Source organism: Treponema sp. OMZ 799 (genome assembly GCF_024181365.1).
Taxonomy (GTDB): Bacteria; Spirochaetota; Spirochaetia; order Treponematales; family Treponemataceae; genus Treponema_B.
This window is the reverse complement of record NZ_CP051301.1, coordinates 1,068,012-1,085,300: the sequence shown is the minus strand read 5'-3', so window position 1 is coordinate 1,085,300 and position 17,289 is coordinate 1,068,012. Positions and strand designations below refer to the sequence as shown.

The window sequence follows — 17,289 nt, the reverse complement described above, 5'->3', positions numbered from 1 at the left end:
TAGTGAACGAAAAAATTTTAGGAGCTTACATGAACTTTATAAATGAAACAAGCGAAAACAAAAAAAATAAAACTGACGATAATGATGCTTTGATGCAAAAATTTCTTAATACACGCCAGATAATTTTGGCAGGAGAAATAAATAAAGAACTTTCCGAAAAAATTGTACGCCAGCTTTTGCTCATGGAATCCCTTTCTGCAACAAAGCCTATATACATTTATATCGATTCTCCCGGAGGAGATGCCGATGCAGGCTTTGCAATCTTCGATATGATAAGATTTATCAAGGCTCCGGTATACACAATAGGCATGGGCCTTGTTGCCAGTGCCGCCTCTATCATCCTTCTTGCAGCAAGCAAGGAACGCCGTTTCGGAATGCCTAACAGCCACTACCTCATCCATCAGCCCCTATCAGGCATAAAAGGCGTTGCAACCGAAATTGAAATACACGCTAAAGAACTTGAAAAGATGAGAGTCAAAATCAATAAGCTCATCGCAGAAGAAACAGGTACTGATGAAAAAAAGGTTGCAAAGGATACCGACAGGGATTGTTGGCTAAATGCCGAAGAATCCGTAGAATATGGTCTTATTTCAAAAATAGCTAAAAACCGAAAAGATATCCCTGAAAAGTAATAGCGCATAAAGCCCAAACAGAAGAAGCTCGGATGCATACATTAACTGTATGCATCTTTTTATATCCTCATCTTCAATTTCAAAAAACTCATCCCCTATAAACGGTTTATCGACAAGAACTCCGCCGTAATAATTCGGGCCGCCCAGCCTCAAACCTAAAAGCCCTGCAGCAGCACTTTCAGGATGAGCGGAATTAGGGCTTGAGTGCTTTCTGCAATCCCGCCGCCAAATCTTAAAACCCGTTTTTATTACAGCTAGTTTTGACATTATTTTGCTTGAAGCTTTCTTTTGTGAGCCGTCTTGCCCCTGCTCTCGCAGTTTACAAAAAAAAGAACCTGCAAGAATGAGCAAGGCCGAAAGTCGGGCCGGAAGATAGTTTACAAGGTCGTCAATCTTTGCCGGGAAAAAACCTAAGTCGGCATATTTTTCATTTTTATAACCGAGCATAGAATCCATAGTATTTACAGCCTTATAGGCAATTCCTCCTGCAGGACCTAAAAGCATCATAAAAAACAATGGGGCTATAACACCGTCGCTTGTATTCTCGGCAATGGTTTCAACACAGGCACGGCTAACACCCTTTTTATCCAAAGACTCCGTATCTCTCCCTACAATATTCGCAATCTGCCTTCTGCCTTCTTCAAGACTTATCCGAAGAGCCTTAAAAACTTTTATAGATTCTTTTTGAAGGCATCTGGCTGCAAGGCAGGTATAGCTGACCCACACGGCAAAAATAAGGTATAAAACCTTGTAAGGATATAATAATTTTAAAAAGAAAAAGACAAGGTAAAAAGTAAAACCAAGATTGAAAACAACTATTAAAAGTCCTGCAAACTTTAAACCTCTATGAGACCTAAAACAAAAACGGGCAAGGGCTTCTTCTTTTTTTATCAAGCTCCCAATAGATTTTACAGGATGAGGAAAAGAATAAGGGTCGCCCAAGATAAAATCAAGAATAATTGCAAAAAATAGAACAAAAAAATTAAGATGCGAAAAAATAAAATCGGAAAGATTAAAAAAATTAAAATTCATTTTAACTTATGACGCTAATCTAAAACAAAACCGTCCTGCCTTTTTAAAGCCAAGACGGTTTTTTTATAAACAAAAACAAATTATTTTTCTTGAAGGTATGAAGCCTGAATCCAGCCTTTTTTTTGCTTGTTTTGTACATAGTACCATTCTGTTTGAGAGCCGTCACTTTCAGCAATGACAACCTTCTTTACAGCAGAAAGAATGGTGTCGGCCTTTACAGATGCCAATATCCTTACATCTCCGTCTACAGTAGGAATACTTAAAAGATCAATATCTTGTTTTGCTGTAAATTTTTTGTCAACTTTTTCGGCTTCAAGCTTCTTTAAAAAAGCAGTCTCAGCATCCATCACTTGAGCAAGATTTTGTAAAATTGCTATATCATCACTATATCTGGAATTCATTTCAATAGCGTTTTGAAAAAGCTCGGCTCTGCTTGTTTCACTTTGAGTTTCCATTGCAATTTGCGCAAGAACCATAGCATCGACACTCGGCGTTTCAAGCTCAACAGTTTCCCGTTTTAAATACTTTTCCTTTACTATCCACGATGTTATCAACTCAGGACAATATGCTGCAATTTTTACGAATTTAGTGTTTAGGCTATCTTTATAAACAGCAACAATAAAATATTGAGGTATGATTTCATCTGTGACTGCCGTTAAAGAATCCGATTTGTATAGGACCGTATCTGTAGAAGAAATAAAGGCCGGCACTGTATTCGGCTCATAGCAATAGTCTTGAATCCAATATTCTTTATCTTTTAAAGAAATATGAAAGAATACACGCTTTTGTCCATCAGTTCTTTGAGCTTCTTTTTTTTCTCCGAGATATAAGGCTTTATCTCCCAATGAAGCTTCTGCCGTCCATTTCATTTTACCGTCCTCGGTCTCGGTATAAAGCCCTGCACGATGAACATAGATAACACCCTCTACTTTTAAATCTACCTCAGTTTCTTTAGAGGGTTCTCTTGATACATCATCTGTTTTTTCAGTTTTTACAGGATCGGACTTTTCACTTACATTTTCTTTTGCACAAGACACAAAAACAAATAGTGAAACACACAATAATAAAACAGCTTTTTTAATAAAATTTACTCTCATAAATAACTCCTTATTTTATATTCAATAATTCAAGTTCAAAAACCAAATAGGCATTGGGAGGTATAACTCCGCCTGCACCGGCTTCACCATAGGCAAGATGCGGCGGAATAATGATGATCCTTTTTTCTCCAAGTTTCATCTTAGAAGCTTGAGAGTCGAAGCCCGGTATAACCTGCCCTACTCCTACGGGGAAATCTAAGGGTTTGTGCATATCTGAATCATCAAAGACTTTTCCATTTTCTAAAAGAGAGCCCTTATATTTCATTTTTAAAGTTTGTCCCTGCTTTGGGGTATCTCCCTTACCTTGTTTTATAACAAAGGAATATACTCCGTCATCATCCGGCTTTGCAGGAGGATACTTAGTTTTAATAAGATCTTCCATTTTCTTTACAAGGGCCTCTGCTCTGCGCTTTTCACTTTCCTTAGTTGCTGCAAGATACTTGTAAAAAGCTTCTTGATCAGTTTTAAAAGATTTTGCCTCATCGCCGGTTCTTATAATTTTGATCGTTTTCATCTTGTCGCCTTGTTGAACTGCATCTACAACATTTTGACCTTCAACAACCCGTCCGAAAACGGTGTGCTTACCGTCAAGCCACGGAGTTTCAACATGCGTAATAAAAAACTGAGAGCCGTTAGTCCCTGGGCCTGCATTAGCCATGGACAAAACACCGGGGCCGTCATGTTTTAAAGTTTCAACAATTTCATCAGGGAATCTATAACCGGGACCGCCTGAACCTGTTCCGGTAGGATTTCCGCCCTGAATCATAAAATTTGCTATTACTCTGTGGAAAATTAGACCGTCATAAAAGGGCTTTCCCTTTGCAGCATCAAGAGTTCCTTCAGCCAACCCTACAAAATTACATACCGTTAATGGCGTCTCTTTGTAAAAAAGCTTTAGAACAATCAAGCCCTTATCCGTATCTATAGCAGCATAAAGACCATCTTCTTTTAAAGCTTCTATATCCTTTAAACTACTCATATTCTTATCTCCTTTTTCTGAGTTAGAATTTGTTATTATAATAGCAGCAGCCGTTCCGGCAACTAAAATCATAAACACAATTGCTATAAGCATGATCCAAAGTTTTTTCATTTTCATTATTCCCTAAATTATCAAAATCAATTTTTTTTGGCATTATATTCAATACCTTGTTCGGCACATTTATACTCATCCATAAACCAATTATATACAGCCATTAACCTTGAAGAAAAAGATCTTTTTATTCTGCCTCCTATAAAAGGTATTGTAGGAAATTTTGCAGTACTTGAGCAATGAATCAAAATATAATCATCAAGATCGTAAACAGACATGGACAAAATCATTGCATCAGGTTGGAGAGCTATAAGGCTCATATCAGGATGGGATATTTTTTGAGTATTTACACATATCATACCAACATTATTTCCGCTTTTGCAATAACGGTATTTATAAATAAAATCCCCAAAAGTTGCATCAATTTGGCGAGCAAGAATTTGTAAACCATCAAATTCCTCATTTAAAGGATCATCTATACGCTCATAAACAACACCGCTCGAAGTTTTTACTTCTTTTACAGCATAAGAAGTCAAATAAAGAGGTCTCATTTCCTGATAGCTGTTTGAAAAATACTCAATACCCTCAAGCCCCGATATGTGACGCAATATCTTGGAAACATCAGGAGTATTCGGCCCATTTTTTTTATACAAAGACAAAAATTCCCCGGAAAAAGCAGGCGTTTTCTTAGAAAGAAATTCCGACATTTTTTCCGAAAGAGCCGAAACAGGCTGCATTTCGGGTTTCATATTTGAAGCCCCATATTTTAGCTTAATTATTTCTTTTTTTTGAATAAGCTCGGCAGCTATCTTTGGATCAAGGATATCTGAGAGTCTTTTTTCAATACTACGTGTATCTACATCATTATCTGAAAAAATCGGAAACAGGCAGACTGCAAAAAAAATGAACAGCGTTTTAATTTTCTTCATAAAAATCTCCTAAAATTCATGATTACCTCTACGAGGCATTGAGTCCACCTGCTATACTTATATACCTTTGTAGAACACGCGAACCTGTTTATATAAACCACTTCCCTCGCTTTTGGTTTCAATATCGTTTACGGCATTTAAGGTTGTGTGGATAATTCTACGTTCATAAGGGTTAAGAGGTTCCAAAAGCTGAGATTTCTTTGTCATGCGGACCTTGTCGGCAACATCGTAGGCCATGCGGATAAGAAGTTCTTCCCTCCTCATCCTATAGCTTTCACAATCTACCGATACGCGTGCACCTGCATGACCTATAACTCCGGCATATACATTTGCCAAAAGCTGTATTGAGTCAAGATTTTTACCCTTCTTACCTATAAGCATGGCGGCATCTTTAGAGTTAATCCTATAAGCAAAATGCTTTTTATCGCAAGCAATTAATGAAACGGAACAGTCATAACCTATCTTTTCCACAAGGGTCTGAATAAAAGCCCTAGTTTTTTCGGCTCCTTCAGAAATATCTTCAGAGGTTCTTAAATCCTTATCTTCTTCAAGATTTTGATCTTCACCGGAGGTTTCGGAATTATTCCTCATGTTAGCTCTTAAAGACTCATCAACATGGACCCTTATCTTTGCATGACCTTTCTTAAACAAGGAATTTTTTTGAATTTCCAAAATTTCAACATCAAACTGATCTTTTTCGAGACCGAGCTTTGCTACAGCAATATCAATAGCTTCACGCTCTGTCTTTCCTTCAAATTCATATATCATATCTATCTCCTAGTATCAAAATAATTATTCTTTATGCTTCATGGACTTATTGATTATAAGCTGCTGTAAAAGCATCAAAATATTGGAAAAAGTCCAGAACAATAAGAGTCCCGAAGGTGCATTATAAAAAAGGAAGAAGAAGAAAATCGGCATAAAATACAACATTATCTTCATAGAAGGATTTTGCTGAGACTGTCCCGGTGTTTGTGTCAACTTACCGTGCAGAAGTTGAGATCCCGTATAAATGATGGGCAACAATCTCAAGTCCGTCCAATTTAAAAACGGAATAGTAAAGCCGAATTTCAAAATACTGTCTCCTACCGAAAGATCGGGTATCCAGCCGGGAATAAAGCCGGCTCCTCGGAATTCAAAATAGTTATTGAATAATCCGAACATTGCAAACAAGAAGGGAAGCTGAATAAGAAGAGGAAGACAGCCGGATGCCGGGTTATAGCCTGCTTCTTTATAGAACTTAACCATCTCTGCGTTGAGTTTTTGAGGATTATTCTTATACTTCTGCTGCAGCTCATTAATCTGAGGCTGAAGCTCCTGCATACGCTTAGTAGCTTTCGAGCTTTTTTTGGTCAGAGGGAAAAAGATAATGCGCATAAAAAGAGTAAGTAAAAGGAGTGCAACACCCCAGTTAGGAATAATTTTATAAAAAATTTCCATAATGAATTTTAAAACTCTTTCCAATGGAGCTAAAAAACCGGTCGAAGCGGCAAGCCCGTCTATCCTTAAATTTTCATAACCGTAATTATTTGCGGCCGGAGAATTATAAGAATTTAATATCTTTTCGGAACTCGGACCTATATAAACCCTGTATTGATCATAGGCTGCATTCCCCACAATAGGCTGCCTTGAAATAAAAAACTGAGAATTATGAAGCTTTGCACCATCCTGCTTTATGCCTGAAAAGAACATTTTTTGAATCGGATCTTTAGGGATAACTATAAAGGAAAAGTACTTGCCTGAAACGCTTACCCATGAAGCCAAATCGTTTACAGACTTTGTTTTCCCGTCGGTAATACCTCTATCTTCTCTTTTCTTGTCATTTGCAAAATAAGAAAGAGCTCTGTATTCATATTTATCGTTTACCTTATCCCATTCAGGACCTATCTGGGGCGCACTCCTTAAAGTATAAGCGCTGTCGCCAAAGGCCAAACCTCTCATTCCGTCTTTTCCGTCGATAGTTACCTCCAGGGTAAACATATAATCGCCGGGAATAAAGGTGTAGCGTTTTGCAAGGGTAAACACGGATTCCGAGCCGTCTGTATTTTTTATCTTTATATCTCTATAAAAACCGATCTGTTTTCTTCCGTCTTCGAGCTTGTCTTCTTTTACATTAAAAAGGAGATCCACAGCCTGAGTCTCAGGCCCCCCGAAGGCGAGAGAAAGAGCTCTATTTTTTTCGGTAACATTATCGATCATCTCAACACGTTCATCGCTTCCGGCTGAAGCATGTTCTTTCAATTTATAAGAAATAATGTCGCCGCCCTTATTTGTAAAAACGGCTCGGATAATATCTGTTTCGACTACATAGGTTTCCTCTCTGGAAGGAAAAACGGAATCTGCAGCAGCTTCAATCATCAAACCGGAAATTTGATTTGAAGATGATTGGAATGTGTTTTCAGGTGAAACTGCATTTTGCCCCTGATCCTTTGCAACAGGTTTTTGGGGAACATTATACTCGGCGGGGAAATATTTTTGCTGAATATACATCCAGCCTCCAAGAACAAGCATTGATAGCACAACAGCTAATACGGTATTTTTTTTCAATTCTAACTCCTAAATTTTAACCCCTATAGGTTAATCATCATTATGGAACAGGGTCGTACCCTCCCTTAAAAAAAGGATTACATCTCAAAATCCTAAGTAAAGCCATACCCGAACCTTTAAACGGGCCGTACTTTTTTATACTTTCAATGGCATACTGAGAACAGGTAGGTTCATACCTGCAGCTAGGCGGAAAATGAGGAGAAATAGCCTTTTGATAAAAGATTATACAAGCACACAAAAAACTTACTAAAAGTTTTCTCATAAAGCCTCATCATTATACATTTTTGCTTCTGAAAAGAGGGTGGTAAGTTGTTCTAGACGGAGAAAGTAAGAGTCCTTCTCTGAAAAAACCAGCAGGATAAAATCGTTCCCAGGTTTTAACCTATGTTTTATATGCCTATAGGCCTCTTTTGATATTCTCCGAGACCTGTTCCGCATCACTGCGGAACCGAAACCTCGTCGAAAAGTACATAAAAATCGATTGTACTCCAATCCATTAGGCAGAATGAACAAACTCACTCCTTTTAAGCTCAGTTTAAGGCCTTTTTGAAATACAGCCTTAATACGTGATCGATCTTTTAACCGTTCTTCTCCGGAAAATGTAAAATTACTCACTTAAGAGAGAAAATTAGAACGGTTTTTTTTCGTCGGAAGCTGAAAGCTTGCGTCTGCCCTTTGCTCTGCGGCGGCTTAAGATAGCACGTCCGCCCTTTGTTTTCATAAGTGCACGGAATCCGAAGCGTCGAACCCGTTTTGTTTTACTTGGTTGATATGTCCGTTTCATAAACTAGACTCCTTATATTGTAGAACGGGAATCCCCGCTCAAAAATTTCAAGATAAATTCCATTACGGATTGTGGATTATATCAATTACGGGGATAAAAGTCAAGAGTGCTGAATATTCTTAATATTTTAAAATATCGTAGTATTGACTTTTTCGGGGGGGGGTATAATGGAAGAAAGTTTTCATATTTTGCAATAAGGCTGTTTTCTAAACGGATTTATGTAAAAGTGTGAAAGCTCATAAAATCATAATCCTGCAGAATGCAGAGCAAGGAGTTTTTATGAAACATAAGAATTTTGTTTCAATGGCCGCACTTTTAATTTTAGTTTTAAGTGCCGTATTTTTGGTTACAGCTTGTCCTACTGGAACAGGACCCTCAAGCGGCAGCAATTCGGGAGGAACGCTAACCCCGCCAGCCGTCAGTGCAGAGGAAACCGAGTTGACAGCACTTTTAGGAAAAATAAGTTTAGATAAAACTATTATTACCGCTGCCTCTGAAAGTATTACAATTTCCAATTTACCCTCAGTACCCGAGGTAAGGGCTGACATAGCTTCAAATAACATCGAACTTATCGAATATGAAGCACCTAATCAGTTGAAGGTCAAAGCATTACCTACGGAAACCGCAGATGTAAAAATTACTATTACCCTAACAAAAAACGGTATTTCAAAATCAAGGGATTTTACCGTAAAAGTATTTAAAAGCGGAGATACCCCCACAGAAGATGACTATTTCAATACCTTAACTATTCCCACAACGGTAAGCGACGATTTTGATCTACCTAAAGAATTAAAAAATACAGAGAGCACAGCAATTACTTGGTCAACTGAAAATGAAAATATCATAAAAATTGAAAACTCAGGAACAAATCCAAAGGCCCTAATTGCATTTGATATTGTAGAGCGTAAGGTAAAACTGACAGCAACCGCAAGCGGAAAAATAAAAGCATTTGAAGTTACAGTTTTGCCTGTTGTAAAGATTGAAATTAAAGGTGGTTCGAACGATAAAAAAGTTTATGAGTTTACACAAAACGGTATAACTATAAAAGAATTTCAGGATGATAAGCTTTTAAGAGGTAATCTGTACTCATACACATTAGATGACACAAATAAACAAATTACCGTAAGACTGACATCTATTTTTTCACCGGAAGGCAATAAATGGTTTACCATTGAAGAATACTATAGTCTTATGACAGACATGAATATTACTGCTCTAAAAAATCTGTTGGAAGGCATTGATGCTCTTTTGAGTAAACCCACTATAAGTATCGCGGAGACAAAAGAAGTTCTTAAAAACTTTTCTCATGAAGATATGTCAGGATACACTGATGAAGAATTTTTTAACAAATTCCTAAAAGACGCCCTTGGTATAGAATATAATGAATTTACAGCTCTTTCCCCTCAAGAACAAACAGAGAAAATAAAAGCCATACTTATAGGATTAAAAAAAGAAAAAGCTAAACAGTTTGGCTTACCTGAAGATGCCTCAACAGAAGATATATTAGCTGAATTTAAAAAACAATTTCAACAACAAGCCGCTCAACAGATAAAAGAAGCCAAAGAACCTTGCACCTATTCTTACTCTATAAGAAAAGACTCGGAAGGCAAGCTCTACTTTGGAACAACCGAAGTTTACAATCCTTCAAAAGCTTGGTATGAAAATAGAGGGCATTGGGATTATCATCCGGAATATACACCCTCCGAAAATACATGGATTTCCAATTTGAGCGCCCATAAAATTCCCGATGGAACTATCGGAGCGTTCTTATCAATCCAAGAAAAACAGGGAGGAAGTTATAATCATAAAGGTTATAAAGGCTCAATCACAGGAAGCGGTCCAGACTATACCTTCAACGGCAGCCGAGAAGATAATCCCGGCGAACAAATAACTGCAACAATTACCGACAACAAAGATGGAACTATTACGGTAACAGTTACGGAAGGAGGCTCTGCTTCCTCAAGACTAAAGTTTGAAGGCAACTCATTGCTTATCTGGCGATAGGCAAAATAAGTATTAGCCTAACTTACTTAAAGCCTGCTTTTGAGATTTTCTTTAAAGCAGGCTTTTTAACATCTAGCACAGAAAATAAAAATATGGTACAATTAACAATAATTTTTTTGACAGCAACTTAATTACTGCAAAATAAGGAGAAAATATGACTAAAAGAAAAATTTTGGTTACCGGTTCACTCGGACAGATCGGAAGTGAATTGGTTATGTTTTTAAGAAACGAGTACGGAAACGACAATGTTATTGCTTCCGATATCGAAAAAAAAGATGTACCCAAGGTTATCGGAAGCGGTCCCTTTGAAAAGCTCGATGTCCTTGACGGCAAAAAAACTCTTGAGGTTTGCAAAAAATATAAGGTCAACACGATAATCCACCTTGCGGCCCTTCTTTCAGCCGTAGCAGAAAAAAATCCCCAATTAGCCTATCAAATTAACCTTACAGGTTTACACAATATGTTGGAACTCGCAAGAGAAGAAAAATACTCCCTCTTTGTACCCAGCTCAATCGCAGCCTTCGGCCCCTCAACCCCTGCCGATAAAACTCCGCAGGATACGATTCAAAGACCGACCTCAATGTACGGCGTTACAAAGGTTGCAGGAGAACTATTGTGCGATTATTACCATCAAAAATTCGGAGTAGATACAAGGGGAGTCCGCTTCCCCGGCCTTATCTCCTATGAGGCCCTCCCCGGAGGAGGAACCACCGACTATGCAGTTCATATCTATTATGAGGCCTTAAAGAATGGAGCCTATACATCCTTTATCAAAAAGGGAACCCTCATGGACATGATGTACATGCCCGATGCCCTAAACGCCATCTTTAAACTTCTTGAAGCCGATCCTAAAAAATTAAAGCACAGAAATGCCTTTAATATCACGGCTATGAGCTTTGCTCCCGAAACAATCGCTGCCGAAATCAAAAAGCATATTCCCAAATTTAAGATGAGCTATGAGGTAGACCCTGTTCGTCAGGCTATAGCAAATTCTTGGCCTAACTCCCTCGATGATTCTTGCGCCAAAAAAGAATGGGGATGGAAGCCCAAGTACAACCTTGAAAGCATGACAAAGGATATGCTCGAAAAATTGAGCGAAAAACTCGGCATTGAGCTCCCCAATGCAAAACCTTCTGCAATAAAGGTAAGCAGCGCTAAGGCTCCTGCCGCTAAAAAGCCTGCCAAACCTGCAGAAAAGACTTCTAAAACAGCCGCTAAAAAGCCGGCAGCCAAAACCGCCAAAACAACTGCAAAAAAGAAGTAAGTTTTTAAGAGGGCTATGAAAGAAGCGGAATTTTGGAAAAAAGAATCTTCAATTTTAAAAAATGAAGACGATAAAATACGCTGCCTTTTATGCCCTCATAGATGTCTTATAAAAGAGGGCCGGCTTTCCCTATGCCTTAGCCGAAAAAACATAGACGGAAAACTCTATGCCTTAAACTACGGCAAGGTTTTGGGGGCCGCCCTCGACCCGATCGAAAAAAAGCCTTTATACCGTTTTTACCCTTCTTCCTACATCTTCTCGGTAGGAACCTTCGGCTGCAATTTTGACTGCCGATTTTGCCAAAACCATTCCCTTGTTCATTCCGCTCCGCCGGAAGAAAAAACAGAAAAAAACACAGATACGGTCAGCCCCGAAGAACTGATTAGGGCCGTTTTAAAAACTCCCTCCATAGGCATAGCTTTTACTTATAACGAACCTACGGTTTGGTATGAGTATGTTAAGGATGTGCTTCCGATTGCAAAAGAAAAAGACTTAAAAACCGTCCTCGTAACAAACGGCTTTATCGAAGAAGAACCCTTAAACGGAATCCTCCCTATGGTTGACGCAATGAATATCGACTTAAAATCTTTTTCCCCTCAATTTTACACCGAAATCTGCAAGGGAAAAATAGAGCCCGTAATAAAAACGATCCGAAGTGCAGCCTCAAAAGTTCATGTAGAAGTTACCTGCTTGGTAATCGAAGGCTTTAACAGCGGCGATGAGGAAATGGAAGCCCTCTCTCAAATGCTTTCAAAAATAAGACCCGATATTCCCTTACATATTTCGGCCTTCTACCCTGCCTACAAGATGAAGGATAAAAGGCCCACAAGACCCGAAACAATCAGGCACCTGTGTAAGATAGCTCAAAGAAATTTAAAATATGTTTATCCCGGGAACATTTAATCGATTCTTGAGCACTTAAAAACCGGCTCTAAATCTTTTCTATCCATACCCTTTCAGCCCCTATCGAGGTATTTGAGCCGTGCCCGGGATAGACGGTAGTTTCATCAGGGAGCTTTAAAAGGAATTTCAGTGAAGCCTTTATTTTTTGATCGTCCCCGCCTAAAAGGTCGGTTCTGCCGTGGGAGCGGTAAAAAAGGGTATCGCCCGAAAAGAGCACCTTTGCTTCTTCATTCCAAAAACAAACCGAACCTTCGGTATGCCCCGGAGTGTATAAAACCTTAAAACCGTTTACAAGGTCTCCGTCTTTTAAAAAGCCTGTCGGCTCGGGAAAATCGTATTTTAGGGCCCTTATATATCTTTCGGCGCGGATTTGGCTAAAACAAGCAATGTGTTTTTCCTTTCCGTTTTGCCCCAGATAACCCGCATCCGCAGGGTGGATCCATAAAGAAGAGCCGGGATATTTTTGCATAAGGGCCGGAACCCCTCCTACATGGTCAAAATGTCCGTGAGTGAGCATGATTTCGAGTCTTTCGGCATTTTTACTTTTTAGGTAATCCATCAATTCCTCATCCGTGCCGCCCGGATCAACGAGGAGAACAGTTTTTTTGTCTAAGGGAAGAGCCCAGGTCTTTACAAAAAGCGGGCCGGTATAGATCTCCGTAATTTCCATATCTTTTTTATACGGCAATTCGAGAAAAATGTCAATTGCGATGATAAGATGAAGGAAGTCCTATTTCTTTGCGGTACTTGTTGACCGTTCTTACGGCAATATCGATTCCGCGTTCCTTTAAAATTTGAGAAATGCGGGCATCGGTTTTTTTTTCGGTATCGGATTCGATGATTTCTCTTATGGCCTTTTCTACATAGTCTTTTGATAGCCCGCTGCTCACTTCAGGCGAAAAGAGGTCCTTAATTTCAAAAAGCCCCCATTCGCATCTTATATATTTTTGGTTTGAAACTCTCGAAACGGTAGAAGGGCTCAAGCCAACAATTTCCGCAATGTCGATTTGTTTTAAGGGCTTTAAGTAGCCGGGCTGCATCTTTTCGTTTTCTCCTCCGGAAGAAGGTTTACACGGGCGGCCTAAAAAAAAGGCTTCTTGAAAATTGACCAAGGCAGTTAAAACCTTGAGTATGGTCTGATTGCGGTAGGCAAGTACGCTCATAAAAAGAGAGGCCTTGTTTAAAAAGTCTGAAGCCTCTTTCCTTTCTTCCTTTGAACCGGAATTTTTTATCCTTTCATATTCGGGCGAAATTTCAAGGGCGGGAATTTCTTCGTCATTGATTATAATCTTAAATTCATTTCCTTCCCGTTTTATTTCGGCTATAGGCGTAATAAATTTTTCGCCGTCCGTTCCGCGGGAATAAGCAAGGCCGGGCTTAGGGTTTAAGGACCTTATCAATTCTGCAAGTTCTTCCGCAGTTTCAAAATCTATAATGATTTTTTTTTGAGCAAGTTTTTTTATAAAAAGTTTTAAATCGGAAATAAAGGAAAGAACTTCGTAATGTTCCTTTATTATCTTTACGCAAAGGGAATGTATGTTTTTATAAATGTCAAGGATTTCGTGAGTTTTGGGAGACTCGCAAAGGATTCCGGCCTGTACAATAAGGGATTCTTTAAAGCCGGAACAGGCACAGCCTATGGGTTCAAGCCTCCTGACAATATTAAGAGCTTTTTTTATTTCTGTACGCGTTATTTTTTTTTCGGTAAGAAGATCGGCAAAAAGCTCTTCAAGAGGAACCCAATAAAAACCGTTATGATCCAAATTTTGAATTATGAGCATTGCCGCATCTAAGACATACTCATCCGTTATCGATTCTCCGGCCTGTTCAATGAGATGAGCCTGCAAGGTCTTGTGGGAATCATCTTCGATGCTCTCCAAAAAACTTTGGTGCTTATCCCCTTCTTCCGAAGATGCGGCACTCACTCGCGAAGAGGTCTTAAAAATAAGGGCCGGATTCCGTTTTACTTCCTTTATTACCTCTTCTTGAAGCTCTTCGCTCGACAAATTAAGCAGGGCAACAGCATTTAACATCTGCTGGCTCATCACCATTTTTTGAGATAGAATCTGCTGCTGCCTTTGCTTTAATAACATTTTTTTTACCTTAGAGAGTACAGTTAAAATCCTTTACCAGAATGCCGGGAAGGGATGCACCTCCGGTACTTCTGCTTCCGTAAGTACTTGTGTTTGCAAAGATTCGGCTTTCCTTTGTTACGGCTAAGAGGTTTTCTCCGAACATATTGTACAAGGATTCATCCCATCTCATGTCGGCAATGGGAGCAACGATTTTTCCGTCTTCAACCCAAAGACAGGCAAAGCGGGTCATTCCGGTAACACGGGCCGAAGAGGTATCGCTCCAGTTTAGGTAGTTAAAGTTGGAGATATAAATTCCCGTACCCAGCTCTTTTACGGCATCCGCTTCGTTTAAATCTCCGGTTCCGATAACGATCGATCGCATACTCTCACTTAAAGGGGCACCGTTGGATTTTACACCGTATTGGGTTTCGGTTCTTAAACTGACCAAGGTATTTTTAAGCTTACCCTTTTCGACTATGCTTAATTTTTCGGGAGCCAGTTCTCCGTTCGAGTTAAAGGCAGGTTCAAGTCCGAGAGAAAAATCCTGAGTCAAATTAAACTTATCCGAAAAATGCTCTCTTCCCTCTTTTAAGGCAAGATAGGCGCTTGAACCCTGCTGCATACTCCTTTCACTAAAACCGTTCCACGAGAAAAAGTCTGTTACGTCGATAAGGGCATCGGCACTTATAAAGGCCTTGTATTTTCCGGGGGCTAATTTTTTTTGCGGAGTGTGCAAGATTTCCAAGCCTTTTCGGGCTTGCTCAATCTTTGAAAGGTACTGCTCATCGCTCCATTCCGTTCCCGAATAAAGAGATTTTATACCGCGTCCGTTTTCGAGCCATACCGAATAATCCAAGACAAAGGTTTCGGTTTGAAACCAGTGAGTCGCTCCGGCCGAGGTGATAACACCCTCGCAAATAACGCCTTGAGAATAAAGGCCTGCAAAGTCGAGGTCTTTGACGGGGGATAAGATAATTTCCGGTATCTTGTCTTCGGGCAAGAGCTTCCCTGTATATATTGCAGATGAAGTATCGGAAGATTCAGGAATTGATTGATACTTATCCTCTGGAAGGAGCATTATAGAATCTCTCGCCTCTTGAAGAGCATCGGCCGCCATCCTCTTATCCTTTTCCATATTCATCTGAATACCGAAACTGAAATTATGGGTGCGGCCCTTTTTCCAAAAGGTACAATAAAAATAACCCTGATCTACCGTTCCGTTTTGGCGTACTTTAGCCTTGCTAAAGCGCATAAAGTAGGTCTTTTCGCCCGAAAAGGAAATCGAAATTTTTTCTCCCTCAAGCAATTCCGAAAGCATAAAATCGGCAATCGATTCAAAATATTCTTTAAAACTAATTTTCATTTTCCGCCTCCAAAAACTTCTACATCAGAAAATGCACAAACGGGACTTGCGTGTCCGACCTGAATAACCTGATTGGGTTCTCCTTTACCGCAGTTGGGCGTTCCGTATACATGGAAGGTGGATTTGTCGCCTACTGCACAGAGGTTTCTCCAAAAGTTTTGGGATACTCCGCGGTAGTTCGGGTCGCGCACGGTTTTGGTGATTTTTCCGTTTTCGATTAATTGGCCGTATTCGCAGCCGAATTGAAATTTATTGCGGTAATCGTCTATCGACCATGAGCGGTTTGAGGTCATAATAATTCCTTTTTCGATAGAAGAAATTATTTGATCAAAGCTGCTTGTTCCCGGCTCAAGGTTGAGGTTTGCCATCCTGTCTATAGGCGGACGGTTCCACGAGGTTGCTCTTTGGTTTGCAACCATCTTATCAGGCTGAACGGTTTTACCTGCATAGAGGCGGCCTGCACTTTCGATGCTTCCCAAGGCGCAGACTAAGATTCCGTCCTTGATGATAAAGGTCTTCTTTGCCTGAGCCCCCGTCTGGTCGGCAGCAAAGGTTGCAAGCTGATATGGAATTGTGGGATCGTAGCAGATATTCATCAGCTTTGAGCCGTACTGAAAGCTGCCGATGTCTTCAGGCCTTATAAAACTGCCGCCTGCAAAGTTTCTTTCATCACCCAAGATGCGGTCAATTTCCAAGGGATGGCCGACACTTTCGTGAATCTGCAAAAGCATTTGATCGGGCATAAGGACGAGGGTGCGCCTGTCTGAAGGACAGGGTTCTGCTCCCAAGAGCTCTATTACCTCATTCCCTACCCTTTTGGCTTCTGCCTTAGACTTAGCAAAGTTTAAAAATTCGTAGCCTCCCTGAAAGGTGCGGGCACCGTATCCGTTATAGGAACGTCTTTGAATTATGTCTCCGCGGCGGGCGGCAGCTCCCAAGCCGGAACCTATCCTATAAAAATCCTGTAAGATATTTGCTCCCTCGGAGCTTAAAAGCTCGATCTGCTCTTCTTCCAATTCTACATAGGCGTGGGTATCTATAACCTCATCCGATACTTTTAAAATATTGCATATTTCAAAAAGATAGTCGAAAATTTCGGTTTTGGAAGGGCGGGTCTTTTTACCACGAAGGGTTTCGTATTTTAATTCCGTATCGGGCCTGACATTTTTATCAAAATCGGCAATTTTAAAGGCTGAAGCGGTTTGAGCGGCATTAAAGGCTTGACGGGCCGCTTCGGCAGCTCCCTGAGGAGTCAGATTCTGGGTTGCCCCATAAGCAATGTGCCCATCATATAAGACTTCAACCATAAAGCCTTGATCGGCCGAATAGCCGGAAGACTCAAAAGCTCCATCCTGGGCCGCAAAGGAAGTTCCCCTTGTGCGGTGAATGCGTAAAGTTACAAGATCAGCCTTAGGAACGGCATTTTTTGCAGCTTCAAGCAGGCTTTCTGATGTATAAATCATATTTCCCCCTAAATAATTACTAATAGATATTATATCAAAAACCTTAAGATTTTGCAATTGAAAAAAAAGAGTAAAGTACAAATTACAAATGACGAAGTACAAAGTTCGAATGTTGAAGTGCGAAGTTCGAGTGCCGAAGTTCAATTCGGTCTATGGCTTTTAAAAT

General features: G+C 39.8%; 17 protein-coding genes. 4 read left to right on the top strand and 13 right to left on the bottom strand.

Annotated features, from left to right (window positions below; translation table 11 throughout):
- Positions 1-29: 29 nt before the first annotated feature.
- On the top strand, positions 30-632 hold the full coding sequence (locus tag E4O04_RS04895) for an ATP-dependent Clp protease proteolytic subunit (protein WP_253685085.1): 603 nt from the start codon (positions 30-32) through the stop codon (positions 630-632).
- On the opposite strand, the gene cbiB is transcribed toward E4O04_RS04895, so the two are convergent.
- The 9 genes from cbiB to rpmH all read right to left on the bottom strand — a co-directional run bounded on the left by cbiB (position 591) and on the right by rpmH (position 8,051).
- Positions 591-1,664, bottom strand: a complete 1,074-nt coding sequence (gene cbiB / locus E4O04_RS04890; protein ID WP_253685086.1) for an adenosylcobinamide-phosphate synthase CbiB — start codon at positions 1,662-1,664, stop codon at positions 591-593. The genes E4O04_RS04895 and cbiB overlap by 42 nt on opposite strands.
- A gap of 80 nt (positions 1,665-1,744) precedes the next feature.
- A complete protein-coding gene (locus tag E4O04_RS04885; protein WP_253710323.1) occupies positions 1,745-2,761 on the bottom strand; it encodes a hypothetical protein in 1,017 nt (338 codons plus the stop codon).
- Positions 2,762-2,771: 10 nt separating this feature from the next.
- Positions 2,772-3,851, bottom strand: a complete 1,080-nt coding sequence (locus tag E4O04_RS04880) for a peptidylprolyl isomerase (RefSeq protein WP_253710321.1) — start codon at positions 3,849-3,851, stop codon at positions 2,772-2,774.
- A 26-nt stretch (positions 3,852-3,877) separates the two neighbouring features.
- Entirely contained in the window at positions 3,878-4,720 is an 843-nt protein-coding gene (locus tag E4O04_RS04875; protein ID WP_253710319.1) for a DUF6675 family protein, read from the bottom strand.
- Positions 4,721-4,777: 57 nt separating this feature from the next.
- Positions 4,778-5,488, bottom strand: a complete 711-nt coding sequence (gene jag, locus E4O04_RS04870; RefSeq protein ID WP_253710317.1) for an RNA-binding cell elongation regulator Jag/EloR — start codon at positions 5,486-5,488, stop codon at positions 4,778-4,780.
- Between the two features lie 24 nt (positions 5,489-5,512).
- A complete protein-coding gene (yidC, locus tag E4O04_RS04865; RefSeq protein WP_253710315.1) occupies positions 5,513-7,267 on the bottom strand; it encodes a membrane protein insertase YidC in 1,755 nt (584 codons plus the stop codon).
- A 40-nt stretch (positions 7,268-7,307) separates the two neighbouring features.
- A complete protein-coding gene (gene yidD / locus E4O04_RS04860) occupies positions 7,308-7,529 on the bottom strand; it encodes a membrane protein insertion efficiency factor YidD (protein WP_253710313.1) in 222 nt (73 codons plus the stop codon).
- Positions 7,526-7,882 (bottom strand): ribonuclease P protein component, encoded by a 357-nt coding sequence (gene rnpA / locus E4O04_RS04855; RefSeq protein WP_253710311.1) that lies wholly within the window; start codon positions 7,880-7,882, stop codon positions 7,526-7,528. Before rnpA ends, yidD begins: the two co-directional genes overlap by 4 nt.
- 13 nt (positions 7,883-7,895) lie before the next feature.
- Positions 7,896-8,051: a 50S ribosomal protein L34 gene (gene rpmH / locus E4O04_RS04850; protein WP_044979600.1), complete on the bottom strand. Its 156-nt coding sequence runs from the start codon at positions 8,049-8,051 to the stop codon at positions 7,896-7,898.
- Between the two features lie 279 nt (positions 8,052-8,330).
- On the opposite strand from rpmH, the gene E4O04_RS04845 reads away from it, so the two are divergent.
- The 3 genes from E4O04_RS04845 to amrS all read left to right on the top strand — a co-directional run bounded on the left by E4O04_RS04845 (position 8,331) and on the right by amrS (position 12,222).
- A complete protein-coding gene (locus E4O04_RS04845; protein WP_253710309.1) occupies positions 8,331-10,055 on the top strand; it encodes a hypothetical protein in 1,725 nt (574 codons plus the stop codon).
- A 154-nt stretch (positions 10,056-10,209) separates the two neighbouring features.
- Complete coding sequence (locus E4O04_RS04840; RefSeq protein ID WP_253710307.1) at positions 10,210-11,319, top strand: L-threonine 3-dehydrogenase; 1,110 nt, start codon at positions 10,210-10,212, stop codon at positions 11,317-11,319.
- Positions 11,320-11,334: 15 nt separating this feature from the next.
- Complete coding sequence (gene amrS, locus E4O04_RS04835) at positions 11,335-12,222, top strand: AmmeMemoRadiSam system radical SAM enzyme (RefSeq protein ID WP_253710305.1); 888 nt, start codon at positions 11,335-11,337, stop codon at positions 12,220-12,222.
- 28 nt (positions 12,223-12,250) lie between these two features.
- On the opposite strand, the gene E4O04_RS04830 is transcribed toward amrS, so the two are convergent.
- The 4 genes from E4O04_RS04830 to E4O04_RS04815 are packed head-to-tail and all read right to left on the bottom strand — an operon-like array spanning position 12,251 to position 17,123.
- Positions 12,251-12,892: an MBL fold metallo-hydrolase gene (locus tag E4O04_RS04830; RefSeq protein WP_253710303.1), complete on the bottom strand. Its 642-nt coding sequence runs from the start codon at positions 12,890-12,892 to the stop codon at positions 12,251-12,253.
- Between the two features lie 31 nt (positions 12,893-12,923).
- Positions 12,924-14,315, bottom strand: a complete 1,392-nt coding sequence (rpoN, locus tag E4O04_RS04825) for an RNA polymerase factor sigma-54 (RefSeq protein ID WP_253710301.1) — start codon at positions 14,313-14,315, stop codon at positions 12,924-12,926.
- 10 nt (positions 14,316-14,325) lie between these two features.
- Complete coding sequence (locus E4O04_RS04820; protein ID WP_253710299.1) at positions 14,326-15,660, bottom strand: TldD/PmbA family protein; 1,335 nt, start codon at positions 15,658-15,660, stop codon at positions 14,326-14,328.
- A complete protein-coding gene (locus tag E4O04_RS04815; RefSeq protein WP_253710297.1) occupies positions 15,657-17,123 on the bottom strand; it encodes a TldD/PmbA family protein in 1,467 nt (488 codons plus the stop codon). The genes E4O04_RS04820 and E4O04_RS04815 overlap by 4 nt, the downstream gene beginning before the upstream one ends.
- Positions 17,124-17,289 lie beyond the last annotated feature (166 nt).